The sequence below is a fragment of the Methylophaga sp. UBA2012 genome (assembly GCF_002335235.1).
In the GTDB taxonomy this organism is placed as follows: domain Bacteria; phylum Pseudomonadota; class Gammaproteobacteria; order Nitrosococcales; family Methylophagaceae; genus Methylophaga; species Methylophaga thalassica.
The window spans coordinates 194,884-218,982 of the sequence record NZ_DDCG01000003.1 but is presented as its reverse complement, the minus strand read 5'-3'; the positions used below and the strand labels follow the sequence as shown (position 1 = coordinate 218,982).

Sequence of the window (24,099 nt, the reverse complement as noted above, 5' to 3'; positions counted from 1 at the left end):
AAATCAAACGAATATCAAATACTTAGAGTGATTGTTTTGCCGTTACTTTAATGCATCAAACGCTGATATCGCTTCTTGTCGGGCTTTTTTGTAATCCACAACGGGCTCTGGATAACCAAACTCTTTTCGCTGTGCTGACGTTGGCGAATGTATCTGTTTTGCAGACAGTGATTTTAGCTCCGGTACAAACCGCCGGATAAACTCACCATCATGATCAAATTTTTCTGATTGTCGCTGAGGATTAAAGACTCTGAAATACGGTGCCGCATCACAGCCGGTGGATGCACTCCATTGCCAGCCACCATTATTCGCCGCAAATTCACCATCAATAAGGGTTTGCATAAAATATTTTTCGCCCTGACGCCAGTCAATAAATAAGAGTTTGGTTAAAAAGCTGGCGGCGATCATTCGTAAACGGTTGTGCATCCAGCCGGTTTGATTTAATTGACGCATGGCAGCATCGACAATGGGAAAGCCCGTGTTGCCGTCACACCAGGCCTTATACGCTGACTCACTATCATTCCACACCAGATTTTCTGTTTCTGGCTTGAAGGGTTTTTCTTTATTTAACTCAGGAAAGTGGATCAGTAATTGCCGGTAAAAGTCGCGCCAGGCGAGCTCTCTTAACCAGTCATTATCCTGCCAATGCAGGTTCTGCTCTGCACAATAATATTGAATGGTATGTAATAACCGTCTTGGACCGATTCGTCCCAGCGATAAATAAGGTGACAGAGTACTTGTTGCTGGCATCGCCGGATAATCGCGTTTGTCCGGATAGGCTTTGAGTTTTTTCTGACAAAACTGTTGAAGCTTTTGCAGGATTTCAGTTTCTTGAGCGAGCCATAAATCGTCACGGTATTTGCCAGCCCAGTCAGGATTGATGTTTTTTACCTCAATAGCTTTACCTTGTTTGGCTGGTTCGTCATAAGGTGACCGGGCTCGGTCTTCAAGAAGCGTTCGCCAGCTTCGGTAATAGGGGGTAAATACCTTATAAGGTTCCTCCTTTTGAGTAAGCACCGGCACCGGCACCAGTAAATCTGACTCTAGTGCATGGCATTCGATATGGTTTTCTAATAATGTCTGACTGACCTGTTCATCACGTCTGCATTCATCCAGTGCTGTTTCCTGCTGAAACCACACCGCCTCAATTTTATTTTGCTGGCAAAAAGCCAGTAAAGCGTCTGCTACATCAGCAAAATAATCGACCTCTATCAACGTGAACGCTATGCCTTTCTTGGCAAGATTCTGGCAAATATCATTGATCGAGGCCGCTTTTAGCCCTAATTTGGCATCAGACTCATCATGTTGTCGCCATTGTTTGGCGGTGGCAATAAAAAGAACCTGAATATCGCCAAGTTGCTGGGCCTGTGCAATAGCTGGATTATCATCTAAACGCAGATCATTTCTTAACCAGACTAACTGTGATGCTGACATTAGGCTTCCTTGTTCATTGTATCGAGATGTTGAAATAGCCATTCGGCACGTTCACGGATGGCTTGTTGTTCGCTGTTTGATTTTTTTGCCCAGTTTTTCGCCTGCATCGCAAGCCGAGGGTTATGGCTGATAAGCTCATTATGTTGATCAATAAAAAACCAATACAGTGTAGTAAAAGGGCAGGCTTTATCACCAGAAGCTTGTTTCGGATCAAATGGACAATGCTGGCAATAATTCGACATGCGGTTGATATAAGCGCCACTGGCAATATAAGGCTTACTGCCAACGATACCGCCATCCGCATATTGGCTCATACCGATCGTATTCGGCACCTCGACCCAACTGACCGCATCCACATACATGCCAAGGTACCAGTGATGAATGTGTTTCGGATCAACTTGCCATAGCAAGGCAAATAAACCTGTCACCATTAGCCTTTGAATATGGTGACCATAACCATGATCAAGCACTTGTTTTACGGCTTGATGCAAACACTGCATATCGGTGTCTGCTGTCCAATAGAAATCGGGTAAATCACGCTCGGCGTTGAGTGCATTAAACTGAAGCCAGTCTTTTCTATATGCCCAGTACAACCCTCTGATATATTCACGCCAACCCAGTATTTGTCGAATAAAGCCTTCAACAGCATTAAGCGGGGCTTTGTCATTTTTATAGGCTTGTTCAGCGGCCTGAATAACTTCCTGCGGTTGTAGTAATTTAAGGTTCAGGCTGGCGGAGAGTCGGGCATGATACAAAAAAGGTTGTTCAGTCCACATGGCATCCTGGTAATCACCAAAAAAAGGCAGGTAATGATCAATAAAATGCCGTAGTTGAATCAAGGCCTGGCGACGGGTCACTGGCCAGTTAAAAGTATTGATAGTGCCGGGCAATTGAGAGAAGTCTTTTTTTATCGTATCGATGACATCTTGTGTGATCTCATCAATGCTGTAATTAGGACTTTCCTTAATGACATCGGGACCTTGTTTGGAAAAACTTTGCCGGTTTGATTTATCAAAATTCCATTGGCCGCCCAGTGGTTTGCCATTATCTATCAAGATTTGGCTTGACTCTCGCAAATGCCGATACCAGTATTCCATAGTGGGCTTTTTACGTTGTTTTAACCAGTGACTGAATTCTCCGCGTTTAGCGATAAAGTGTACGTCTTCTAACCAGTCTATCTCTAGCTGATGTTGCTTAGCCGCGTGTTCAATTTCCTGCATCACCAGGAAATCACCGGGGAGCACGCAGCGAACTCGATCTATCTTATGGTCACTAAAGGTTTTTTTGAGGGCATCAGTGAACGATCTTAAACCATCGCTAATCGGCGAATAAAGCAACTGAAAATGTTTTTTCTGTATGTCTTCGGCAAAGTGGCGCATGGCTGACAGGAACACTACGCTACGTTGTTTGTTGGAAGGCGGCTGCAGTGAGGCTTGCGATATTTCGGCCATCCAGAAAATATCATTTTCCTGATCAATATCCTGCCAGATGAGACTGTCCCAGTTAAGTTGATCACCCAGAATAAGATTGAGTCTCATGACCGTTAACCCCAACCATCCATGATGATAGGTGATTGATGTTCCAGGGGATGAATTGTCAGATAAGGAAAGTTAGCGGCTTTAGCAGGAGTCAAAAACCGTAATAAAATCTTGTAGGTATCGATATCAAAGAATATCGGGCCCTGCTGATTCGTTAAATAGGTTTGTGGCTCACTTTGTTTATCCACTTGCCCCAAATAACACCATTGATCGATAAGATGATAGTGAGTGACATCAGACTGTGTTGATGTTGATTGTTCTGCAACGATGATGGGCGTTGACCAAGGCCATTGTTGATTTTTGATATGACTCAAGGCCATATCAACACGCAGGTTATAGCGCTGTGCTGGCTCTTTAGCACAACAGGCTCCCAGGCATTTTTTTAGTTGATAAGCAAAACAGCTGCCTGACGGTTTCTTTTCAATATGGCAGAGACGTTGACACAATTTATATTGCGTAATTAAGGCCAGTAATTTTGTTTGAGCCTGCTTTTTACTGCGAAATAAACCGTATTTGCTAGTGATATCAGAGGCGGCTGTCATATCGGCCAGAATGACATCTAATTCAGCATAACCTTGTTTGTTGATTGTTCTGCTGATTTGGTACAGTTTTTTTATCTTCGTCTGACGACGGTTATAACGCGGTGAAGTTTGTTTGATATAACTGTTTTCCAGCAACTGCGCGCCAAAGTCGGAGGGTGTTTCTATCCAGTCAATATGATGCAACTGCTGACTGATATCCAGTTCTTTATGATGTCTGTGATCGGCAGAAAAGTGACTGAGTACACGTTCTCTGATATTGACGGATTTTCCAATGTAGAGGAGTGCGCCAGTTTCGTCATAAAACTGATATACCCCTGGACCTTCTGGTAATTTTTGTATGAGCTGATTATCTAAATGACTGGGCAGACTGGGGCGTTTTAATATCTCGGCGATGCTCTGTTGTATCAGTGTTTCATCAACTTGTTGCTGAATAATTGTGAAATAAGACAGGATGGCATCGGTATCTGCCATGGCGCGGTGTCTGTCTGGAATATCAATCTGATGACGCTGGATGATTTTATCCAGACTATGGCCCTGATGCTGAGGATAGACCCGCCGGCTCAGTTTCACAGAGCATAAGGTTTTGGCAGAATAATCATAACCAGCACGTTTGAACTCTTGCTTCAAAAAACTGTAGTCAAAACGTGCGTTATGGGCGACCAGAATAGTGCCTTGTAATCGTTCGTACAATTCACTGGCAATCTCATCAAATGTGGGTGAATCAATCACCATCGCATCATCAATTCCAGTAATTTTGCTTATCCAGGGAGGAATCGGCCGCTGAGGATTAATTAAGCTTTGCCATTTATACTTCACTTCACCATCAATAACTTCGATCAAACCTATTTCTGTAATGCGATCGTGACTGGCACGACCACCTGTGGTCTCACAGTCCAATAGAATCATGTGTTCGGGGAAACTGCTCAGTTTAGTCATAGGCTAATAGTGATGAGCGAGGGTGACGACGACAGCGTTGTGAGCAATAAATAACATTGTCCCAGTCGCGTTGCCATTTCTTACGCCAGCTAAAAGGACGTTGGCAGACAGGGCAGATTTTACGAGGAAGAGTGGCTTTATTATGGGTCACAATGGTTCACTAAATAATTTCACAGATAGCTTGTCGCGCTATCTGTGAAATCAATGTGAACTGTGTTTATTCGGCTTCGGGAAGCTTGATGAAATGTTCTCGATAGTGTTCCAGTTCACGAATGGAGTCTTTGATATCATCCATTGCCAGGTGAGACGACCGTTTTTTGAAACTCTTTTCCACTTTTGGCGCCCAGCGGCGAGCCAGTTCTTTCAGGCTGCTCACATCAAGATTACGGTAGTGAAAGTAAGCTTCGAGTTCTGGCATGCAGCGCGCCAGAAAACGACGATCCTGGCAGATACTGTTACCACACATGGGTGAGACACCGGCAGGAACGTATTTCTTCAGAAACTCGATGGTTTGTTGTTCGGCTTCAGCCTCGTTGAGCGAGCTGTTGCGAACACGTTCAACCAGACCAGATTTGCCATGTTGGCGAGTATTCCATTCATCCATACCATTTAATATGGCATCATCCTGATGAATGGCTAAAATAGGGCCTTCAGCTAAGACATTGAGTTGTGCATCTGTCACAATGGTGGCAATTTCAATGATATAGTCATTATTGGTATCAAGACCGGTCATTTCCAGGTCGATCCAGATGAGATTATTTTTACTTTTGGCCATGATCTCCGTCTTTTTGTTGAGTTGGGTTTAGACTGATTGAACTAACTTGCCACAGATTGTATCAAAGGCTACTCTGCATGACATTTTATAAAGATTCAAATTGGACATAAATTTATGAACGAATTTAGCTGGATATTTTTAGCGGCTTTGTTTTTGATGACGGCAACGGAACTCTGGTTATCAATGCGGCAAGGTAAACACGTTCAGGCCCATCGCGATAAGGTTCCTAAAGCGTTTGAGGATCAAATCAGTCTGAGTGCTCACCAAAAAGCCGCAGACTATACCGTGGCGAAAGGTCGGTTTGGACGTAAAGAAAATATCTATGGCGTGATTATTCTCCTGGTATGGACATTTGGCGGTGGTCTGGCATTACTTTCTAACGCCTGGGATGGTCTGGGATTGTCGTCCATGCTGACGGGCGTTCTGTTTTTATTGAGCTTTATTGTTATCGGATCGTTATTAGATTTACCTTTTTCTTATTACAGAACCTTTGTTTTAGAAGATAAATTTGGCTTTAACCGTAATACTCCCGCATTGTTTTTTTCAGATTTTATTAAACAAACACTATTAACGCTGATCATGGGCGCTTTACTGATTTGGGTGGCACTGTGGATGATGCAAAGCACCGGTGAGTTATGGTGGTTATATCTATGGGCGGCATGGATTGGTTTCGCCTTATTTATGATGTGGGCTTATCCCGCTTTTATTGCACCGCTATTTAATAAATTTACACCGCTGGATGATGCTGCTTTACAGCAACGGGTAGAAAATCTATTAGCGCGATGCGGTTTTAAAAGCCAGGGTATTTTTGTGATGGATGGCTCACGCCGCAGTGGTCATGGCAATGCTTACTTCACAGGGTTGGGGAGTAATAAACGTATCGTCTTTTTTGATACTTTACTTAACACACTGAATGAAGATCAGATCGAAGCGGTTCTTGCCCATGAATTAGGTCATTTCCGTCGTAAGCATGTGGTGAAAAATATGGTGGTTATGGCTGTGATTAGTCTGATCGGCCTGGCGCTTCTTGGCTGGGCATCTAATCAGACATGGTTTTATGGAGGTTTGGGTGTCAGCCAGCAATCAAATGCCATGGCTTTGGCCTTGTTCATGTTAGTTATTCCGGTATTTATGTTCTTTTTACATCCGCTGATGACTTCACTGTCTCGTAAATATGAGTACGAAGCAGATGCCTATGCCGCCTCAGTATCAAGTGCGGATGATTTGATTGCTGCACTGGTCGCTTTGTATAAAGAAAATGCCAGTACCTTAACACCTGACCCGCTGGTTTCTGCTGTTTATGACTCGCATCCTCCTGCAGCAATGCGGATCGCTCACTTACAAACGAATTCTGCCTGAGATGTGGCAAAAAATAATTGTCTTTGCTAGCGGACTATTATTAAGCAGTATTGTGTTTGCTGATGGTAAACAGTTGCATGATACTGCTTGTTTGCAGTGTCATGCTTCCCTTGGAGGAGGAGATCCTTATCAGCTCTACAGTCGAACCGATAAGACAGTGAAAACTCTGGCGGGACTTGAGAAAAGGGTATCTTATTGTGTCAAAGCGGCTGATGTTACATGGACTGAACAACAAAAACGCACTGTGGTCGATTATTTAAATTCGACGTTTTACCATTTTAAATAAAATTTACCTGATTACGACCGCCCGTTTTCGAGCGATAAAGTGCTTGATCGGCGCGTTCAATCAAACTAATCGGGCTATCCTTGTCTTGGAAGCTACTGATGCCTGCTGAAACGGTTACCTGACCAATAGATTCATGACTGCCTTTTTTCTTCAGGCGGCTTTCAGAAAATTTTTCACGAATATTCTCTGTAATCATAAACGTCTCTTCGAGACTGGAATGCATGAATATCATAGCCATTTCTTCCCCTCCGAAACGTGCGGCCAAATGAATATCATTACACTGATTTTTTAATAGAGAAGCAAAAAACTGTAGCACCTTATCACCCAATAGATGCCCAAAGCTGTCATTTAAGCGTTTAAAATTATCGATATCAAATAACACAAGCGAGAAACTGTAACCTTTGCTGCATAAATACTGCAGCTCATTGTCAAAGGCGCCACGATTTAATAGCCCGGTCAGACTATCTGTTCTCGCCATTTCTTTTACGCTTTCCAATTCTTGCCGCAGTTTCATAATCTCTTCCGTTGAGCGTGTTAACTCACTCTTCAGTTCGCCACTGCTGCTGCTAATCTGTTGTGTGTTTATCAGGATCTGGTTGACCAGTATTTTGAGTTCATCAATATCATTACAGGTTTCGAGTTGTGCCTGGCTTTGCGTTAAACCCTGGCTGCATTGAGAAGCGGTTGCTTCCACCTTACTCAGGTTTTCCAGAGTATTATCAACAACGAGTTTTAAGCCATTATTGGTATTATTAAGCCGTTCAGGCATCCCCATTAATACATATTTTTCATAAAGATATTGCGTGACTTCTGGGGTAATTGCTTCATTTTTCTTTAAACGAGTATCAATGCTGTTCATCAAAGCCTGATTATCGCCCGAGACGTATTCATACCAAACCGCATAGTTCACAGGGGTGATGGGGGGGTTGTGGCGCTTCGCCAATAATAGACTTTGGCGTAAGTTTTCTGAGGCCTGTTGAAACTCGTGTTTATAGACGGGGGGAAACGACAATGTTTTACTCACGTGCTGGTATCCATATAGGCAACTGTCCAAGAGAATTCACTAATTCTCTAATTAAATCAAGTATATCGTGCTTGTTTACTGCGTTGCCACACGAAACAAGCCAACAGTGATGTGATGATGGGCAAAGCCATTAATATCAATTTACTGGACAACATGGCTTGAGCTGCGATGAAAGTAATGACAAGACACGCGGTCATGACAATGTTCTGTACCCAGTTATTACCAGCCAGTATGGTACCCAAATGTTGCTCGGGGGAATGCAACTGAATAAGCGCATTTAACGGAATAATAAACAGGCCACCAAAAAGCCCAAAGCTAAAAATCGCCGCCGCAAATGCTGAAACAGTATGTAATGCAGGAATAATAAAAAGAATGAGACTCATCCCGACAGCACCGACAGGGATAAAAGATGTTTTGATATGGCCTTTTTCTCCGGTTCCAGCGACCATAGAGCCAACAACGATGCCGATGCCAGAGCAAGCCAGTAGTCCTTGAATAATCATCGTGTTATTTTCAGCCAGGACGATTTTTGCAAAAGCAGGGAATACGGCAAGAAAGGTTTGCGAAATCCCCCAGAAAAACGATAACCCCAGCACGGAGTACCAAATAATGGGGTTTGTTTTTAGCTGTTTCACATTGGTTTTCAGTAAATGACCTTTTACGTAATCTTTCCAGGGAAATTGATGTGAAGTAGATGCAATGTTGATATCAGCTAAGCGACAAGCCAATCGCCATTCCACAACAGATAAAATCACCAAAAGCCAACCGGCAGGAGCAATGTGTCTGATTAAGCTGGCTTCATTATGATAGGTCTGATCGAGCAGAAGCCATTCAAATAATACGGTAAAGACAATAATCCCGGTTAAGATAGCAACAATCGTGGTTGCCTGAATAAAACCATTGGCAGGAGATAAGTGAGCATCACCGCCTAGTTGGCGGATATAGCCATACTTTGCTGGAGAATAAATTGCACTCTGGATGGCAAGTATCAATGTCATGAAAAAGGCGAAAACAAACCATCCTTGATAGTAAGCCAATGTTATTAACAGGGTAATGATGATGGCTGAGAAAGCCGAGATTCTCATGATAGAGGGTTTGGAAAAGCGATCTGACAGAAAGCCTGCCGGTGTAAATAAAAAGATGAAGGGTAAAAGAATAAGTCCGTTAACAACGGCAGTCAGCGCAACCTGCGTTTGATCATCATAAATTTTGAAAATGGTATTTTGAATAATAATCTTATGACCAAGATCAACCATCGCATTGATAAAAGCCACGGCAATAAAGCTCATAAAGCCCGGTAATTTTACCGTGCTCAACAGGTTGGATGATTTCAACGATTAGTCGTCCTTAAGTCTGACAGCGAGCACATCACAGTGAGCGTGATGAAGTACCGCATTAGCTGTTGAGCCCAAAAGGCGCTTAAAGCCATGTCGACCATGTGAACCAACAATAATCAGATCAACATTATTTTCGTCAGCAACACGGACGATGTCATGTCCTGACGTGCCTAATTCAACCCACTGCTGATTTAAAGGAATCGATAAACTTTCAGCCAGCGTCGCCAGTTGTTTTTTACCAGATTCCAATAGGGCATCACGCATATCGATATCGACGCTTATCATTGGTTCATAAGCAAAGTCGGTCAGAGGAAAGTCTTCAATAATATGGCAGATGCTGAGGTTTGCCTGATGCTGTTCAGCGAGTTCACGCGCTTTTGCACAGATCATATCTTTTTGTTTTGAAAAGTCCGTTGCAATCAAAATATGCTGATATTTCATGTTATTCCCTCATGAAAAAGGGGGCTGGTTAAGCCCCCTAATCGTATTACTTAATCATTATCTAAAAAGCGTTCTGCATCTAATGCTGCCATGCAGCCGGCGCCAGCAGATGTAATCGCCTGACGATAAATAGGATCGGATACATCGCCAGCAGCAAACACGCCAGGGACACTGGTTTGAGTGCCTTTTTTGAGAATGATGTAGTCATGTTCCATCTCTAACTGGCCTTTAAATATCCCGGTGTTAGGTTGGTGACCAATCGCAATAAACACACCGAGAACCGGGACTTCCTGAGTTGAACCATCTTCTGTACTTTTCACCCTGATGCCAGTGACACCAGAATCGTTACCTAATACTTCATCCAGTGTATGGTTCCATAAGATTTCGACATTACCTTCTTCTGCTTTTTTCAGCAGTTTATTCGATAAAATCTTTTCGGAACGGAAGGAGTCACGACGGTGAATAACAGTCACTTTTGAGGCAATATTCGATAGATATAACGCTTCTTCAACAGCCGTATTGCCACCACCAACAACAGCGACATGCTGACCCTTGTAGAAGAAACCATCACAAGTTGCACAAGCAGAAACACCACGACCTTTAAACGCTTCTTCAGACTCCATACCTAAGTATTTTGCAGAGGCGCCTGTCGCGATGATTAAGGCATCGGCTGTATATTCACCCGCGTCACCAATCAAACGAAATGGACGCTGAGATAAATCAGTCGTGTGGATATGATCAAAGATGATATCCGTACCGAAACGTTCAGCATGACGTTGCATACGCTGCATGAGTTCTGGTCCCTGGACACCTTCATCATCTCCCGGCCAGTTATCAACATCGGTGGTCGTGGTTAATTGTCCACCTTGTTCAATGCCGGTAATCAATACGGGCTCTAATGCTGCTCTGGCTGCATAAACCGCAGCAGTGTAGCCCGCAGGACCAGAGCCTAAAATCAGTAAACGACAGTGTTTGCTGTCAGCCATAAGAGGTGCCTCCAAGAGAGTTATAAGATATCTATGGTTAGAGTAACCATTGCAATGATTTTGGACAAGCATCTAACTTCAAAAGCTGTGTTAAAATCAAGCGTTAATTTATTGGCAGGGTTGGAAATATCACAGTGACACAGTCGACACGTGTAAATGACAAGCAGAAACAAGAACTCAACTCTGGCGCAGTCGGCTTCCGTCTGCGTGAGGCAGCACTGATTTTGTCAGTCGCAATAGCGGCATACTTACTGTTGTCTTTATGGTCTTACCAACCGACTGATCCAGGCTGGTCAACTACCGGAACCGATGATGTTATTGCTAATAGTGGTGGCATTGTTGGTGCATGGTTAGCCGATGCGTTGCTGTATGGCTTTGGTTTTCCCGCCTATTTATCGCCACTGATGATTGGCTTCAGTGGGTGGTTATTATTTAGCTGGGGTAAACGTGCTGATACCGAAGATGCGTTGCATTTCTGGGTATTAAAAATGGTGGGTTTATTAATGGCTTTAGCTGCCGCCAGTGGCCTCTCCAGCTTAAGTCTGACCGACTATGCCGCGTTGTTACCTTTGGGGGCTGGTGGTGTACTAGGTGAAGTTGTTGGGCATGGATTTGAGTCAGTGTTTGGCGCTTCTGGTACCAGTTTATTATTGCTGGCGGTGTTACTGACCGGAGTCACGCTTTTTACCGGACTGTCTTGGTTGATGGTCATTGATAAGCTCGGTGCTATGGCGATGGTCGTCGCTATTCACGTGGCCCGCTGGTTACGTGAAATCAGAGAAGAACTGGATGCTAAGCGCACTCGTCAAAAACGCGAAGAAACCTTCTTGCAGCAGAAAGAAAAGTTACAGCATAAGGCAAAAGTACGTATTGAGCCTGTCATAGAGAAAAAAGAGCCAAGCAAACGCGAAGAAAAAGAAAAACAAGTGCCTTTATTCGAAACGCCTGATGCGCCAGGCATGCCGGCACTGGCTTTATTGGATATGGCTCAACCCAGTAAGCAGGCCTATAGTGAAGAAGTATTGCAGGCGATGTCACGTCAGGTTGAGTTAAAACTGAAAGACTTTGGCGTGGAAGTTCAGGTTGTTGAAGTTCAGCCAGGGCCGGTGGTGACCCGCTTTGAATTGCAGCCCGCTCCAGGTATTAAAGTCAGCCGCATCAGTGGACTTGCGAAAGACTTAGCGAGAGCACTTTCCATCAGTAGTGTTCGGATTGTTGAAGTAATTCCAGGCAAACCAGTGGTGGGCTTAGAAATCCCTAATGAGAGTCGGGAAATTGTTCGCCTGCGTGAAATTCTGTCCTGTGAAGAGTATGAAAATAGCAAGTCAATGCTGATGATGGCCTTGGGTAAAGATATTGCCGGCCGTCCGGTAGTCGCTAACTTAGAAAAAATGCCTCACTTGCTGGTCGCGGGGACAACAGGTTCAGGGAAATCTGTCGCTGTAAATGCCATGATTCTGAGTTTGTTATATAAAGCCACTCCTGATGATGTGCGTATGATCATGGTCGATCCGAAAATGCTGGAATTATCTATCTATGAAGATATTCCGCATTTATTAGCGCCTGTCGTGACCGATATGAAAGAAGCCGCTAATGCCTTGCGTTGGTGTGTGGCTGAAATGGAACGTCGTTACCCATTAATGGCTGCTTTGGGTGTGCGAAATATTGCTGGTTACAACAAAAAAGTCAGAGATGCGATTGAACGTGGTGAACCGATTAAAGATCCGACCATTGATGTTGAGCCCGGTGAGGTAGGACCTACCTTAGAGCCATTACCGTTTATTGTGGTGATCATTGATGAGCTTGCTGACATGATGATGGTGGTCGGTAAACAAGTCGAAGAATTGATTGCACGCTTGGCGCAAAAAGCACGGGCTTCCGGTATTCACCTTATTCTGGCAACACAAAGACCTTCTGTGGATGTTATTACCGGCCTGATTAAAGCCAATATTCCAACACGGATGGCATTCCAGGTGTCATCGCGAATTGACTCACGTACGATTCTTGACCAAATGGGCGCTGAGCAACTTTTAGGGCAGGGCGATATGCTCTACTTACCGCCAGGTAGCGGACTTCCTGAACGTGTTCATGGAGCGTTTGTTGATGATCATGAAGTACATAACGTGGTCGAGCACTTAAAGAAAAACTCACAACCCAATTATCTTGAAGAAATCACTCAGGATCAGAGCAGTGATGACGGCGATAGTGCGATTGGTGATCCAAGTGATGCTGAGTCAGATCCTCTCTATGATCAGGCCGTGCAGATAGTGGTGGAAAGTCGCCGGGCATCGGTTTCAGGTATTCAACGCAGGTTGAAAATTGGTTATAACCGTGCAGCTCGAATCGTCGAGGCGATGGAAGCGGCTGGGGTTGTATCCGCCATGCAGGGTAATGGTAGTCGTGAAGTTCTGGCACCACCGCCACGCGACTAATTCAGGAACCAGACTGGCAATCCAGAGTCAGTAGAACATGCAATTTATCTTTCGGAGTCATTGAATGACCATAAAAAATTTAGCACAAGGCTTTTTGCTATTGTTGCTTCCTGTTGTTGCCATGGCAGATATGAGCGGCACAGAAAAGCTTGATCATTTTGTTAAACAAGTGAATACATTTCAGGCCCATTTTGAGCAAACCGTTCTGGATCCAGATGGTAATTTAGTTGAACAGGCTCAGGGCGAATTCCAATTGGCAAGACCGGGTAAATTTCGTTGGGATTACAATGACCCATACCCACAGCATATCGTGGCTGATGGCCAGAATGTCTGGTTCTATGATGTTGATTTAGAACAAGTCACCGTTAAAGCCCAAAATGAAGCCTTAGAGGATACGCCAGCCACCTTATTATCGGGACAGGCGCTACCTGAAGATAGCTACAATATTCGTAACCTGACATCTAATGATGGTTTAACCTGGGTAGAATTAACACCTAAACAGAGTGGCAGTAACTTTCAGTCTGTGATGCTCGCCTTTAATAAAGATGAGTTACAGCAAATGATCATGCGTGATAGCTTTGATCAAAGAACGCGCTTGATGTTCAGCCAGGTGAAGATTAATCCGCAGTTTAAAAAAGATACCTTTAAATTTAGTGCGCCCGAAGGCATAGACATTGTGGGTGAAGCGCAGCAGTGAGTTTGTTTGATCAAGTTGATGACTTAGCTGGACGGCCCCTAGCGGATCGTATGCGTCCAAAGACGCTTGACCAGTATATTGGACAGACGCATTTACTGGGTGCAGGTAAGCCGCTGCGTCAGGCGATTGCTTCTGGGCATCCTCATTCCATGATTTTCTGGGGCCCGCCCGGAACGGGGAAAACCACCTTAGCTAAACTGATTGCGGGTTATTGTGATGCGGAGTTTATTACTATCTCGGCAGTCTTAGCCGGGGTGAAAGAGGTGAGAGCGGCTGTTGCACGTGCTCAGCAATTATTGCAGGAGCGTGGCCGAAGAACCATGTTGTTTGTGGACGAGGTACATCGCTTTAATAAATCGCAGCAAGATGCTTTTTTACCTTATGTTGAAGATGGTACGTTCACCTTTATTGGTGCCACCACAGAAAATCCTTCTTTTGAATTAAATAATGCTTTGTTATCCCGCGCCAGGGTCTACGTGCTCAAATCCTTAGAAGCGGAGGATTTACGCCAGATCATTGATAGAGCGATGTCAGACGAGGAGTTAGGGCTTGCTGACCGAGGCATCGAAGTTGGCGAGTCATTACGTGATCAGTTAGCACAAACGGCAGATGGTGATGGTCGCAGAGTGTTAAATCTGCTTGAAATAGCCGTAGATTTGGCTGACAGCAAAGGTCAAAAAGCGGTGGATGAGCATGACCTTGCTGAAGTCTTATCCGGGACGATTCGACGTTTTGATAAAGGCGGTGAAGCTTTTTACGATCAAATTTCAGCCTTGCACAAATCCGTGCGTGGCTCAGCACCTGATGCGGCTCTCTATTGGTTATGTCGCATGTTGGATGGCGGTTGTGATCCTGTATACCTGATGCGCAGAGTGGTCAGAATGGCTGCTGAAGATATTGGTAATGCCGATCCTCGAGGCTTACGCATTGCGCTGGATGCCTGGGAAAGTTTTGACAAGCTGGGGAGTCCAGAAGGTGAATTGGCCATCGCCCAAGCAGTTGTTTATCTTGCCTGTGCACCCAAAAGTAATGCGGTGTATACCGCTTTTAAAGCTGCTATGCATGATGCCAAAACCCATGGCTCGGCTGAAGTACCGGTACATTTACGTAATGCGCCCACCAAATTGATGAAAGAGCTGGGCTATGGCAGAGAGTATCGTTATGCACATGATGAGCCTGATGCTTATGCTATTGGGGAAACCTATTTCCCCGAGTCAATGCGTGAGCGGGAATATTATCAACCGGTTAATCGTGGCCTGGAAATAAAAATAGCAGAGAAATTAGAGCGACTCAGAGCTATGGATAAGCAGGCTCGGCAGAAATAATCTAGCTATTGACGTAGAGATCGTAGCGGGTATTTTTACTCTGAATACTGGCGCTTGGCTTCTGATTGCCAACAAACTCAGCGCCTTTGGGACGTTTCACCACAACTCGACGCAGAGCTACCTGTCTCGCCACCGAGAGTAATTCTTCACTATCGGTATCTGGTCCGATAAGCTGGTGTAGCGCCTGCATCTCTTTTTTCACTAAGGCCGATTTATCCCGGCTGGGGTACATGGGATCCATATAAATGACATCAGGACGTTCCTGTACAGTCGATAAAAAATCGATGGCATTGGCATGATGGATCATCATTCGCTGAGTGATGAGTCTCACCTCATCGTCCATCTCTTCTTGTTGTAATGCATCCTCAATCAGCAAACTTATCACTGGGCTTTGCTCAAGCATCGTGACTGTACTTCCTAAAGAGGCTAATACAAAAGCATCCCTGGCAAAGCCAGCTGTGGCATCAATAATGTAGGGTGTATGTCCTTGTTTCATGCCAACTGCTTTGGCTAATGGCTGCCCTTTGCCACCACCGAATTTACGGCGATGATCATATTTGCCAGAACTGAAATCGATAAAAACAGGCTTACCGATATCAGGCACCTGCAAACTCAATCGCTGCTCTTCAACCAATAGTTGTACAAATGACTTATCAAGTGCCTTAATAGGCACAGAAAGTTTTGTTTCGAGAAGTTTTGCTCGAGGCAGCGCTGCTGAAGTCACTGCCACGAGACTATCTAGTGCATTATTCAACGGTGGTAATAAACTGTCCAAAGGAGCGAGGCCCCTTGCCTGTTTCAATGGAATTAATGACTTTTTCTGTTTTAGTATCAATTACAGAAACGGTATTATTTCCCCAGTTTACCGCATAAAGCTGTGAACCATCGGCGCTAATATCTATACCTTCAGGTGTATCTTCAATCTCAATAGTATTGGTAATGTTGAAAGAGGTGGTATCGACTACAGAGATGGTCGCCTCATCCTGATTGATGACGTAAAGCTTTTTATTATCTTTACTAACAACCGCGCAATAAGGCCATTCTCCGACAGGAATAGTGTTGATGACTTTGGCTGTTTTAGTATCAATCGCAGTGACATCGCTGCTTTCAACGTTGACACTATAAACACGAGAGCCATCAGGTGAAATGGCCAGTCCAAATGGTGACTTACCAACATCGATGGTATGGGTAACCTCGTCAGTGTTGAGGTTAATGAATGACACACTGTTATCATCGCGATTAGCCACATATAGCCGCTGATTCTTTGCATCACTGACAAGACCCGCAGGAGACTTTCCAACTGCAATCGTATCGATTAACTCTCCCGAGTCAGGATTAATAATTCGAATATTATTTTCGTACCAGTCTGCTACATAGACGCGTTTACCATCCTTAGAAGATGTCACACCAACAGGTCCAGGCCCGACTTTTATCTGACGGAGTTCAGTAAGCGACTTTAAATCAAGCACAGAAATCGTTTGTCCGTCTGGATTAGTGACAAAAGCCATATCATGATATGGGCTGACACTAATACCAGCTGGGTGTTCACCGACAGGAATGGTTTTGATAACGGTCTGTGTGCTGAGATCGATGACGCTGACATTACTCGATAGTTGATTGGTAATCAGCGCATACTCTGGCTTATCATCAGCACAGCTAGTTAGAATGAAGCAGAATGAAAGAAAAAAGGCGACCCTGAGAAGAGTCGCCTTTTGAGCATTTTGAAACCACATGATGGAATTATTTTTCCAGCATCGCTTTCAGGTTGTTCAGACCTGATGTGTAAACACCTTTAACGGCATTAACAGCATCTTCATCACTTTGACCTTCTGGTACTGGAGGGTTATCCATGAATGAACGATAGAATTTACCTTTCCAAGTGACTTCAGAACCACCATCTTTCGCTTTGACTGATAACCAAGATTTATAGTTATTTACAGGCAGAGTGTAGTAAGGTGTGTCTTTGCTGTTATATGTAATTGTTTTGATAACGCTCATTTTTTCGATTTTGTAGATCATCATCATTTTGTCGTTATCAAGCTTTTCTAATTTTTCAGTGATGGTTGGATGACCTTCACCTTTCAGTGTTAATTTACGTTCGTTATCACTTAGCATTTCAACACTTGCCACAGCTGGGTGCCATTTATCAATTGCGGTAAAGTCGCTTAACACGGCCCATACTTTTTCTGGTGAAGCATTGATAAAGACAGATTCTTTAACAGATTGTCTTGTTGGACCATGTGCAGTTGCAATCATCGGTAATACAGCAAGTGTAATGGCAAAAAACTGTAATATTTTTTTCATTATTTCTATCTCCGTTTTTCAATAAATCCGACAGTGACGTTAACAAAGCCATCCTGAACACAGTCTGAACAAATGTCATCGAACACGTATCACCATAAGTTGGACTGCACACTGTATCGGAACTATTTAACATTTTCCACAAGGATATTTGACTTAGTCACGCATATTAATGAAAATTAACGACCTTTATATTCTACTAGACAAGCGGAGAAGCCTGTGCCACTGATAAAAATCAGGGACTTGCACTTTTATCGTGGTGACCGAGTCATTTTTGATGGCGTAAACATCGACATTCAGCGTGGTAAGGTTACAGCTATCATGGGACCAAGTGGCACCGGTAAGACCACTTTACTAAAGCTGATTGGTGGTCAGTTACGCCCAGATAAGGGAACGATAGAAGTCGATGGACAGGATGTTCATAAGTTATCTCACTCTGAGCTCTATGAGCTTCGTAAACGTATGGGCATGCTATTTCAAAGCGGTGCCCTATTAACGGATATTAATGTTTTTGATAACGTCGCATTTCCGCTACGTGAACATACCAACCTGCCGGAATCGATGATACGCGACTTGGTGTTGATGAAGTTACAGGCCGTAGGGCTTCGTAATGCCCGTCATCTTTCACCAAACGAGTTATCTGGTGGTATGGCCAGACGTGTAGCGTTAGCTCGGGCTGTTGCGCTGGAGCCTATGATGATCATGTACGACGAACCATTTACAGGCCAGGACCCTATCTCTATGGGAACTCTCGTTAATCTGATTCACCGTATTAACGATGCCATGAAATTAACCAGTATTGTTGTCTCTCATGACGTGGCTGAAACAGCTGAAATTGCTGACTATATTTACCTTATGTCAGGGGGTAAAATTATCGAACACGGTTCTCCTGTGCAGTTGAAACGTTCGGGCTCACAATGGGTTCAGCAGTTCATGCAGGGATTGCCGGACGGCCCAGTTCCATTTCATTACGCTGGCCCCGACTTCGCTGAGGACTTACTCAATCCTGAGGATAATGCATGATAAACTATATTCGAAGTCTTGGACGATGGGGACTCGGCTCATTCGAACGTCTTGGACGTGCCCACCTATTATTAGTGGCGATGTTAGCAGGCATACCTGGTCTGTTTTTGAGGTTTTCGCTCGTTATACAGCAGTTATTTTCGATCGGTGTTCTTTCGGTGATGCTGATCCTGGTTTCTGGTTTATTTGTCGGTATGGTACTCGGACTGCAAGGGTATAATACGCTTGTCGATTTTGGTGCAGAAGAGTCACTTGGTGTCATGGTTTCTCTGTCTCTGGTAAGAGAGCTCGGACCTGTAGTCAGTGCTCTATTGTTCGCTGGTCGTGCAGGTTCTGCACTGACTGCCGAAATAGGCCTGATGAAAAGTACAGAACAGTTGTCAGGTATGGAAATGATGGCTGTTGACCCAATAAAGCGAATTATTGCTCCCCGTTTCTTGGCTGGGATTATCTCGATGCCTTTACTCGCTGCCATTTTTAGTGCTGTGGGTGTGTTGGGAGGCTTTTTGGTCGGTCATGGCTTGCTCGGCGTTGATGATGGCGCTTTCTGGTCTCAGATGCAGGCCAAAACAGACTTATTTGAAGATATTTTTAATGGCGTGATCAAAAGTGTCGTATTTGGTCTTGTTGTTACATGGATTGCCTTATTTGAAGGGTATGATGCGGTGCCAACGTCAGAAGGTGTTGGTAGAGCGACAACTCGTACAGTAGTACATTCAGCCTTTGCTATCTTGGGACTGGACTTTGTACTGACTGCGTTGATGTTTGGAGATTAGAGAGAATGATGCAGAGTAAGAGTACTGAAATTACTGTTGGAATGTTTGTCGCGGCGGGTATTGCTGCGTTATTTATGCTGGCAATGAAAGTGAGCAACCTCGGTGACTTAACGGAAGAAAAGGGATACCAGGTAACAGCTGAGTTTGGAAATATTGGTGGTTTAAAAGTTCGCTCACCGGTCACGATGGCAGGAGTGAGAGTCGGACGTGTTGCTGATATCAGTCTTGACCCAAAGACATTTGATGCCAAAGTCACACTTAATATTTATCCCCAGTTTGATAATATTCCGCTCGATACATCAGCCAGTATCTACACTGCTGGATTATTAGGTGAGCAATACATTGGTCTGGTTGCTGGTGCTGAAGATGAATCTTTAAAAAATGGCGATGTCATAACACTTACTCAACCAGCACTGGTTCTTGAACAAGTTATCGGCCAGTTTTTATACAGTAAAGCTGAAGGCAACGAATAAATGAACACGAAAATGATAAGCAAATATATTTTGTCTCTGATGGCAGGCTTTTTTCTTGCAACAAGTTTAACGGTTTCGGCGGATAGTATGCCTGTGCCTCAAGCATTGGTTAAAAATGCATCCGATGAAATGTTAAAAGCACTGAAAGATAATAAAGCTGAGCTAAACCACAACCCGGATAAGATTTACTCGTTAGTCGAACAAATTCTTATGCCGTATTTTGATTTTGAAAAAATGTCCAAACTGGCTTTGGGTAAAAACTGGCGCCAGCTAGATAATGAACAACGAGTTAAATTCGTTGAAGAGTTCCGACTGCTACTTATCAGAACCTATTCAACCGCTATGCTTGAATATACAAATGAAGAAATCCGCTTGTTACCTTTCCGTGATGATGTCTCCAGAAAACGGGTGACTGTGCCTATGGAAGTCGTTCAACCAGCAGGTCCTCCGATTCCTATGTCATTGGCGTTGTATGAAAATGATGACAATGCATGGAAAGTTTATGACGTGAAAATTGATGGCGTAAGTTTAGTCACAAATTACCGCTCAAGCTTTGCTACACAGATTCGTAACAAAGGTGTTGATAATCTGATCAGTGATTTAGCTGACCGTAATGCAAAATTAAAATCATGAGCGAATTGTTTGCTATCAAATACGAAGAGCACTCTAAGCGTTTTGTAGTGACCGGAGAAATGACACTTGAGTCAGCAAAGATTGCTTTAATAGAATCAAAAGGTGTCTTCGATGCGGTAAACGACATTGAAATTGATTTACAACATGTCACTCAGGCTGACAGCGCAGGTTTGGCTTTACTAGTAGATTGGATGAGAGCGGCTAAAAAAGCCAGGAAATCAATCGCATTCAAGCATTTACCTGAACAGATGGACGCTATTGCTAAAGCATCTGGCTTAGATGAATTGCTGCCACTAAAATAAATTTGAAAGCTATAAACTCATGAAAGCATCTGATATTAAACAAATGATTGAAGCCGGATTACCTGATGCCGAAGTACAGGTATTTGGTGATGATGGACAGCACTTTGATGCTCGCGTCGTCAGTCCATCTTTTGCAGGTAAAACTTTAGTACAACAACATAAAATGGTGAAAGAAACGCTGGGAGATAAATTTACCAGTGGTGAAATTCACGCTCTATCATTAAAAACTTCTGCGGCCTAGCAGTAGACAATACAAAGACTGTTATGGACAAATTGATTATTAGTGGCGGTGTAGCACTGGACGGTGAAATACGTATATCAGGTGCTAAGAATGCTGCATTACCCATTTTAATGGGGGCACTACTGGCTGACTCTGCTGTACGTATCGGTAATGTGCCACATTTGCATGATATTACCACTACACTTGAGTTACTCGGTCGCATGGGGGTCACACTTACCGTTGATGAACGGTCTGGTGTTGTTATTGACCCAACTACCTTGACTGACACCGAAGCGGCCTATGATCTTGTCAAAACCATGCGAGCTTCTATTCTGGTGCTTGGGCCGTTATTAGCAAAATATGGCAAAGCAGACGTATCACTTCCTGGTGGCTGCGCGATTGGTTCACGTCCGGTCGATCTACATCTGCGTGGCTTACAGCAAATGGGTGCAGACATACGTGTTGAAAATGGTTATATCCGTGCCACAAGTGGTAAGGGGTTGAAAGGGGCGCATATTTTCATGGATCAGGTTACCGTTACAGGTACTGAGAATCTGATGATGGCGGCCACTTTAGCGCAAGGAACTACCACCATTGAAAATGCAGCGAGAGAGCCGGAAGTCGTCGATCTAGCCAATTATCTGAATCAAATGGGGGCAAAAATATCTGGTATCGGAACCGCCACACTTGTGATTGAGGGCGTTAAGTCATTATCAGGTACCAAGTATCAGATATTACCGGACCGCATTGAAACAGGTACTTATCTCGTTGCAGCCGCATTGACCCGTGGACGAGTCAAGTTAAAAGATACTGATGCCAATCAATTAGAGTCTGTTTTGTTAAAGCTTGAAGAGGCTGGGGCATCCATCAGCGTCGGTGATGACTGGATTTCTCTCGACATGCATGGCAACAGACCTAAAGCTGTGAATATTAGAACAGCACCATATCCAGCTTTCCCAACGGATATGCAGGCTCAGTTCACTGCGTTGAATAGTATTGCTGAAGGCCAGGCCACTATTGTTGAAACGGTTTTTGAAAACCGCTTTATGCATGTGCAAGAAATGCAACGAATGGGGGCAAACTTACAAATCGAAGGTAACACTGTTGTCTGTAAGGGGCGTGATTACCTGACAGCTGCGCCAGTAATGGCGACTGATTTACGTGCATCTGCCTGTCTGGTTCTTGCTGCTTTGGTTGCCGAGGGTGAAACGGTAGTAGAGCGTATTTACCACATCGATCGTGGCTACGAATGTATTGAAGAGAAGTTGCAGCAGTTAGGCGCGAAGATTCGTCGTATTCCGAGCTCTGCGAGGTCAGATAATGTCTGATACGTTGACGCTTGCTTTATCAAAAGGACGCATTTTCAAAGAAACCTTACCTTTACTTGCAGCAGCAGGAATTGTGCCCGTTGATGATCCTGAAACCAGTCGTAAACTGATTCTTGATACCAACCTGCCTGATGTAAAATTGATTATTGTCAGGGCTTCTGATGTGCCTACTTATGTTGAATACGGCGGTGCGGATATTGGTGTGGCGGGTAAAGATGTTCTAATGGAACATCCGCACGCTGAACTATACGAACCTGTTGATTTGAAAATCGCGCGCTGTAAATTAATGACAGCGGGTAAGCCCGATGTTGAGCCAAGCTCTGGTAGATTGCGTGTAGCCACCAAATTTGTTGAGAGTACTCGCCGTTTCTATGCTGAAAAAGGCGAGCAAGTTGAAATTATCAAGCTCTATGGTTCAATGGAGCTGGCTCCGTTGGTTGGTCTGGCAGACCGAATCGTTGACGTAGTCGATACCGGTAACACCTTACGTGCTAACGGTTTGATTCCGATGGAACATATTGCGGATATAAGTTCTAGATTAGTGGTCAATAAAGCATCGATGAAAATGAAACATAAACGAATGCAATCTTTTATTGAACACATTAGAGACGCGGTTAGAGAACAAAACAATGATTGAATTAAAACAGCTCAGTGCATCACAAGCTGATTTCTGGTCTTCCCTTGAAGAAATTCTTGCCTGGGAAGGTGTATCAGATGACAAAGTAACAGACATTGTTAAGGAAATACTTGCAGAGGTGAAATCACGTGGTGATGAAGCCGTGCTTGAGTATAGCCGTCGTTTTGATCATGTCATTGCTGAAAAAATGTCTGATCTTGAGATTTCTGTGGAGCGAGCAAAAGCAGCATTAGAAAATATTCCGGCAGAACAAAGACAAGCGCTTGAAGCAGCAGCACAGCGTGTGCGTCAATATCATGACCATCAAAAACAGAGTTCGTGGAGCTATACGGAAGAAGACGGTACTTTGCTTGGACAACAGGTGACACCGTTAGACCGGGCTGGACTCTACGTACCAGGTGGTAAAGCCGCTTATCCATCCTCTGTATTAATGAATGCGATTCCGGCAAAAGTGGCTGGGGTACAAGAGCTAATTATGGTAGTACCGACACCGAATGGTGAAGTCAACGAGTTGGTATTGGCAGCGGCAGCCGTTGCAGGCGTCGATCGTATCTTTGCTGTGGGTGGTGCTCAGGCTGTAGCTGCACTGGCCTACGGTACAGAAACGATTCCACAGGTGGATAAGATTGTGGGGCCGGGTAACATCTTCGTGGCTACTGCAAAAGGCATGGTTTTTGGTACCGTTGGTATTGATATGATTGCCGGACCTTCTGAGATTTTGGTGATTTGTGATGGTAAAACCGATCCTGACTGGATTGCCATGGACCTGTTTTCACAGGCAGAACATGATGAAGATGCACAATCGATATTGATATCGCCTGATGCCGATTTCCTGGAAAAAGTCAAAGTTTCAATTGCTAAGCTTTTGCCGACCATGGAACGTAAAGAGATTATCTCCACATCACTCAAAAATCGTGCAGCGCTTATTCACGTTGACGATATGGATGTGGCTGTTGAGGTTGCCAACTTTATCGCCGCTGAACACTTAGAATTATCTGTCGATGAACCGATGGAAATGGCAAAGAAAATCCGTCATGCCGGTGCTATTTTCTTAGGCCGCTATACACCTGAGGCTTTGGGTGATTATTGTGCGGGACCTAACCACGTATTACCGACATCAAGAACAGCAAGATTCAGTTCGCCGCTGGGTGTGTATGACTTCCAAAAACGTTCCAGTTTGATTCAGGTGTCTGCACAAGGCGCACAGAGCTTAGGTCAGATCGCCTCGGTTCTAGCTCGCGGTGAAAGTCTTACAGCCCATGCTCGTTCAGCAGAATATCGTCTTAAGGATTAA

At 44.2% G+C, this 24,099-nt stretch carries 26 protein-coding genes; 14 read left to right on the top strand and 12 right to left on the bottom strand.

Translation table 11 applies throughout. The features are described from left to right. Positions 1-42 precede the first annotated feature (42 nt). From phrB to orn, 5 genes are all read right to left on the bottom strand, one after another. Positions 43-1,434: a deoxyribodipyrimidine photo-lyase gene (gene phrB / locus B2248_RS04285; RefSeq protein WP_273178614.1), complete on the bottom strand. Its 1,392-nt coding sequence runs from the start codon at positions 1,432-1,434 to the stop codon at positions 43-45. Then, entirely contained in the window at positions 1,434-2,972 is a 1,539-nt protein-coding gene (locus B2248_RS04280) for a cryptochrome/photolyase family protein (protein ID WP_273178616.1), read from the bottom strand. Before B2248_RS04280 ends, phrB begins: the two co-directional genes overlap by 1 nt. Positions 2,973-2,977: 5 nt before the next feature. Next, positions 2,978-4,450: an exonuclease domain-containing protein gene (locus B2248_RS04275; RefSeq protein ID WP_273270557.1), complete on the bottom strand. Its 1,473-nt coding sequence runs from the start codon at positions 4,448-4,450 to the stop codon at positions 2,978-2,980. After that, positions 4,443-4,601, bottom strand: coding sequence for a DUF2256 domain-containing protein (locus B2248_RS04270; RefSeq protein ID WP_007147002.1), 159 nt, complete (start codon positions 4,599-4,601; stop codon positions 4,443-4,445). The genes B2248_RS04275 and B2248_RS04270 overlap by 8 nt, the downstream gene beginning before the upstream one ends. Positions 4,602-4,667: 66 nt before the next feature. Next, a complete protein-coding gene (orn, locus tag B2248_RS04265; protein WP_273178620.1) occupies positions 4,668-5,225 on the bottom strand; it encodes an oligoribonuclease in 558 nt (185 codons plus the stop codon). 114 nt (positions 5,226-5,339) lie between these two features. On the opposite strand from orn, the gene B2248_RS04260 reads away from it, so the two are divergent. Continuing rightward, on the top strand, positions 5,340-6,584 hold the full coding sequence (locus tag B2248_RS04260; protein ID WP_273178622.1) for a M48 family metallopeptidase: 1,245 nt from the start codon (positions 5,340-5,342) through the stop codon (positions 6,582-6,584). A gap of 1 nt (position 6,585) precedes the next feature. Further along, complete coding sequence (locus B2248_RS04255; protein ID WP_273178623.1) at positions 6,586-6,870, top strand: c-type cytochrome; 285 nt, start codon at positions 6,586-6,588, stop codon at positions 6,868-6,870. Here the strand turns inward: B2248_RS04255 and B2248_RS04250 are convergent. Genes B2248_RS04250 through trxB form a run of 4 tightly spaced genes read right to left on the bottom strand, consistent with a single transcriptional unit; the run spans position 6,863 to position 10,658 of the window. Beyond that, a complete protein-coding gene (locus B2248_RS04250; RefSeq protein ID WP_273178625.1) occupies positions 6,863-7,894 on the bottom strand; it encodes a GGDEF domain-containing protein in 1,032 nt (343 codons plus the stop codon). The genes B2248_RS04255 and B2248_RS04250 overlap by 8 nt on opposite strands. Before the next feature lie 56 nt (positions 7,895-7,950). Continuing rightward, the gene (locus tag B2248_RS04245) at positions 7,951-9,228 is read right to left on the bottom strand and encodes an MFS transporter (protein ID WP_273178627.1); all 1,278 of its coding nucleotides are present in this window, start codon (positions 9,226-9,228) and stop codon (positions 7,951-7,953) included. Between the two features lie 3 nt (positions 9,229-9,231). Then, positions 9,232-9,672: a universal stress protein gene (locus tag B2248_RS04240; protein WP_273178629.1), complete on the bottom strand. Its 441-nt coding sequence runs from the start codon at positions 9,670-9,672 to the stop codon at positions 9,232-9,234. A gap of 50 nt (positions 9,673-9,722) precedes the next feature. Beyond that, complete coding sequence (trxB, locus tag B2248_RS04235; RefSeq protein WP_007146995.1) at positions 9,723-10,658, bottom strand: thioredoxin-disulfide reductase; 936 nt, start codon at positions 10,656-10,658, stop codon at positions 9,723-9,725. 134 nt (positions 10,659-10,792) lie between these two features. Between trxB and B2248_RS04230 the strand changes: the two genes are divergently transcribed. The 3 genes from B2248_RS04230 to B2248_RS04220 all read left to right on the top strand — a co-directional run bounded on the left by B2248_RS04230 (position 10,793) and on the right by B2248_RS04220 (position 15,112). Then, a complete protein-coding gene (locus B2248_RS04230) occupies positions 10,793-13,090 on the top strand; it encodes a DNA translocase FtsK (protein ID WP_273178631.1) in 2,298 nt (765 codons plus the stop codon). Positions 13,091-13,154: 64 nt separating this feature from the next. Beyond that, entirely contained in the window at positions 13,155-13,787 is a 633-nt protein-coding gene (gene lolA, locus B2248_RS04225) for an outer membrane lipoprotein chaperone LolA (RefSeq protein ID WP_273178633.1), read from the top strand. Beyond that, entirely contained in the window at positions 13,784-15,112 is a 1,329-nt protein-coding gene (locus B2248_RS04220; RefSeq protein WP_273178635.1) for a replication-associated recombination protein A, read from the top strand. The genes lolA and B2248_RS04220 overlap by 4 nt, the downstream gene beginning before the upstream one ends. A gap of 1 nt (position 15,113) precedes the next feature. Here B2248_RS04220 and B2248_RS04215 read toward each other — a convergent pair whose 3' ends face one another. From B2248_RS04215 to B2248_RS04205, 3 genes are read right to left on the bottom strand one after another with little or no spacing between them, the layout of a single operon-like run. Then, positions 15,114-15,887 carry a class I SAM-dependent methyltransferase gene (locus B2248_RS04215; RefSeq protein WP_273178636.1) on the bottom strand — a complete coding sequence of 258 codons (774 nt, stop codon included), beginning with the start codon at positions 15,885-15,887 and terminating at the stop codon, positions 15,114-15,116. After that, complete coding sequence (locus tag B2248_RS04210) at positions 15,859-16,845, bottom strand: cytochrome D1 domain-containing protein (RefSeq protein ID WP_273178638.1); 987 nt, start codon at positions 16,843-16,845, stop codon at positions 15,859-15,861. The genes B2248_RS04215 and B2248_RS04210 overlap by 29 nt, the downstream gene beginning before the upstream one ends. 7 nt (positions 16,846-16,852) lie before the next feature. Further along, positions 16,853-17,416: an SRPBCC family protein gene (locus B2248_RS04205; protein ID WP_273178639.1), complete on the bottom strand. Its 564-nt coding sequence runs from the start codon at positions 17,414-17,416 to the stop codon at positions 16,853-16,855. A gap of 216 nt (positions 17,417-17,632) precedes the next feature. On the opposite strand from B2248_RS04205, the gene B2248_RS04200 reads away from it, so the two are divergent. Genes B2248_RS04200 through hisD form a run of 9 tightly spaced genes read left to right on the top strand, consistent with a single transcriptional unit; the run spans position 17,633 to position 24,099 of the window. Continuing rightward, on the top strand, positions 17,633-18,436 hold the full coding sequence (locus B2248_RS04200; RefSeq protein WP_007146988.1) for an ABC transporter ATP-binding protein: 804 nt from the start codon (positions 17,633-17,635) through the stop codon (positions 18,434-18,436). After that, positions 18,433-19,212, top strand: coding sequence for a lipid asymmetry maintenance ABC transporter permease subunit MlaE (mlaE, locus tag B2248_RS04195; RefSeq protein ID WP_007146987.1), 780 nt, complete (start codon positions 18,433-18,435; stop codon positions 19,210-19,212). Before B2248_RS04200 ends, mlaE begins: the two co-directional genes overlap by 4 nt. 8 nt (positions 19,213-19,220) lie before the next feature. Next, a complete protein-coding gene (gene mlaD / locus B2248_RS04190; protein WP_202796155.1) occupies positions 19,221-19,685 on the top strand; it encodes an outer membrane lipid asymmetry maintenance protein MlaD in 465 nt (154 codons plus the stop codon). Positions 19,686-19,697: 12 nt separating this feature from the next. After that, positions 19,698-20,318 carry an MlaC/ttg2D family ABC transporter substrate-binding protein gene (locus B2248_RS04185; protein WP_139031946.1) on the top strand — a complete coding sequence of 207 codons (621 nt, stop codon included), beginning with the start codon at positions 19,698-19,700 and terminating at the stop codon, positions 20,316-20,318. Beyond that, positions 20,315-20,620, top strand: a complete 306-nt coding sequence (locus tag B2248_RS04180) for an STAS domain-containing protein (RefSeq protein ID WP_273178643.1) — start codon at positions 20,315-20,317, stop codon at positions 20,618-20,620. Before B2248_RS04185 ends, B2248_RS04180 begins: the two co-directional genes overlap by 4 nt. A 19-nt stretch (positions 20,621-20,639) precedes the next feature. Continuing rightward, a complete protein-coding gene (locus B2248_RS04175; protein WP_007146983.1) occupies positions 20,640-20,861 on the top strand; it encodes a BolA family protein in 222 nt (73 codons plus the stop codon). 23 nt (positions 20,862-20,884) lie between these two features. Then, the gene (gene murA / locus B2248_RS04170; RefSeq protein WP_273178645.1) at positions 20,885-22,168 is read left to right on the top strand and encodes a UDP-N-acetylglucosamine 1-carboxyvinyltransferase; all 1,284 of its coding nucleotides are present in this window, start codon (positions 20,885-20,887) and stop codon (positions 22,166-22,168) included. Then, positions 22,161-22,805, top strand: coding sequence for an ATP phosphoribosyltransferase (hisG, locus tag B2248_RS04165; protein ID WP_007146981.1), 645 nt, complete (start codon positions 22,161-22,163; stop codon positions 22,803-22,805). The genes murA and hisG overlap by 8 nt, the downstream gene beginning before the upstream one ends. After that, on the top strand, positions 22,798-24,099 hold the full coding sequence (gene hisD, locus B2248_RS04160) for a histidinol dehydrogenase (protein WP_273178647.1): 1,302 nt from the start codon (positions 22,798-22,800) through the stop codon (positions 24,097-24,099). The genes hisG and hisD overlap by 8 nt, the downstream gene beginning before the upstream one ends.

What these genes read in the sequence shown, in the direction of transcription:
- orn (WP_273178620.1), bottom strand. Translation starts at nt 5,225, where the DNA reads ATGGCCAAAAGTAAAAATAATCTCATCTGGATCGACCTGGAAATGACC.
- B2248_RS04175 (WP_007146983.1), top strand. Translation starts at nt 20,640, where the DNA reads ATGAAAGCATCTGATATTAAACAAATGATTGAAGCCGGATTACCTGAT.
- B2248_RS04185 (WP_139031946.1), top strand. Translation starts at nt 19,698, where the DNA reads ATGATAAGCAAATATATTTTGTCTCTGATGGCAGGCTTTTTTCTTGCA.
- trxB (WP_007146995.1), bottom strand. Translation starts at nt 10,658, where the DNA reads ATGGCTGACAGCAAACACTGTCGTTTACTGATTTTAGGCTCTGGTCCT.
- phrB (WP_273178614.1), bottom strand. Translation starts at nt 1,434, where the DNA reads ATGTCAGCATCACAGTTAGTCTGGTTAAGAAATGATCTGCGTTTAGAT.
- murA (WP_273178645.1), top strand. Translation starts at nt 20,885, where the DNA reads ATGGACAAATTGATTATTAGTGGCGGTGTAGCACTGGACGGTGAAATA.
- mlaE (WP_007146987.1), top strand. Translation starts at nt 18,433, where the DNA reads ATGATAAACTATATTCGAAGTCTTGGACGATGGGGACTCGGCTCATTC.
- mlaD (WP_202796155.1), top strand. Translation starts at nt 19,221, where the DNA reads ATGCAGAGTAAGAGTACTGAAATTACTGTTGGAATGTTTGTCGCGGCG.
- B2248_RS04255 (WP_273178623.1), top strand. Translation starts at nt 6,586, where the DNA reads ATGTGGCAAAAAATAATTGTCTTTGCTAGCGGACTATTATTAAGCAGT.
- B2248_RS04180 (WP_273178643.1), top strand. Translation starts at nt 20,315, where the DNA reads ATGAGCGAATTGTTTGCTATCAAATACGAAGAGCACTCTAAGCGTTTT.
- hisD (WP_273178647.1), top strand. Translation starts at nt 22,798, where the DNA reads ATGATTGAATTAAAACAGCTCAGTGCATCACAAGCTGATTTCTGGTCT.
- B2248_RS04240 (WP_273178629.1), bottom strand. Translation starts at nt 9,672, where the DNA reads ATGAAATATCAGCATATTTTGATTGCAACGGACTTTTCAAAACAAAAA.
- B2248_RS04205 (WP_273178639.1), bottom strand. Translation starts at nt 17,416, where the DNA reads ATGAAAAAAATATTACAGTTTTTTGCCATTACACTTGCTGTATTACCG.
- B2248_RS04210 (WP_273178638.1), bottom strand. Translation starts at nt 16,845, where the DNA reads ATGTGGTTTCAAAATGCTCAAAAGGCGACTCTTCTCAGGGTCGCCTTT.
- B2248_RS04260 (WP_273178622.1), top strand. Translation starts at nt 5,340, where the DNA reads ATGAACGAATTTAGCTGGATATTTTTAGCGGCTTTGTTTTTGATGACG.
- B2248_RS04280 (WP_273178616.1), bottom strand. Translation starts at nt 2,972, where the DNA reads ATGAGACTCAATCTTATTCTGGGTGATCAACTTAACTGGGACAGTCTC.
- B2248_RS04275 (WP_273270557.1), bottom strand. Translation starts at nt 4,450, where the DNA reads ATGACTAAACTGAGCAGTTTCCCCGAACACATGATTCTATTGGACTGT.
- lolA (WP_273178633.1), top strand. Translation starts at nt 13,155, where the DNA reads ATGACCATAAAAAATTTAGCACAAGGCTTTTTGCTATTGTTGCTTCCT.
- hisG (WP_007146981.1), top strand. Translation starts at nt 22,161, where the DNA reads ATGTCTGATACGTTGACGCTTGCTTTATCAAAAGGACGCATTTTCAAA.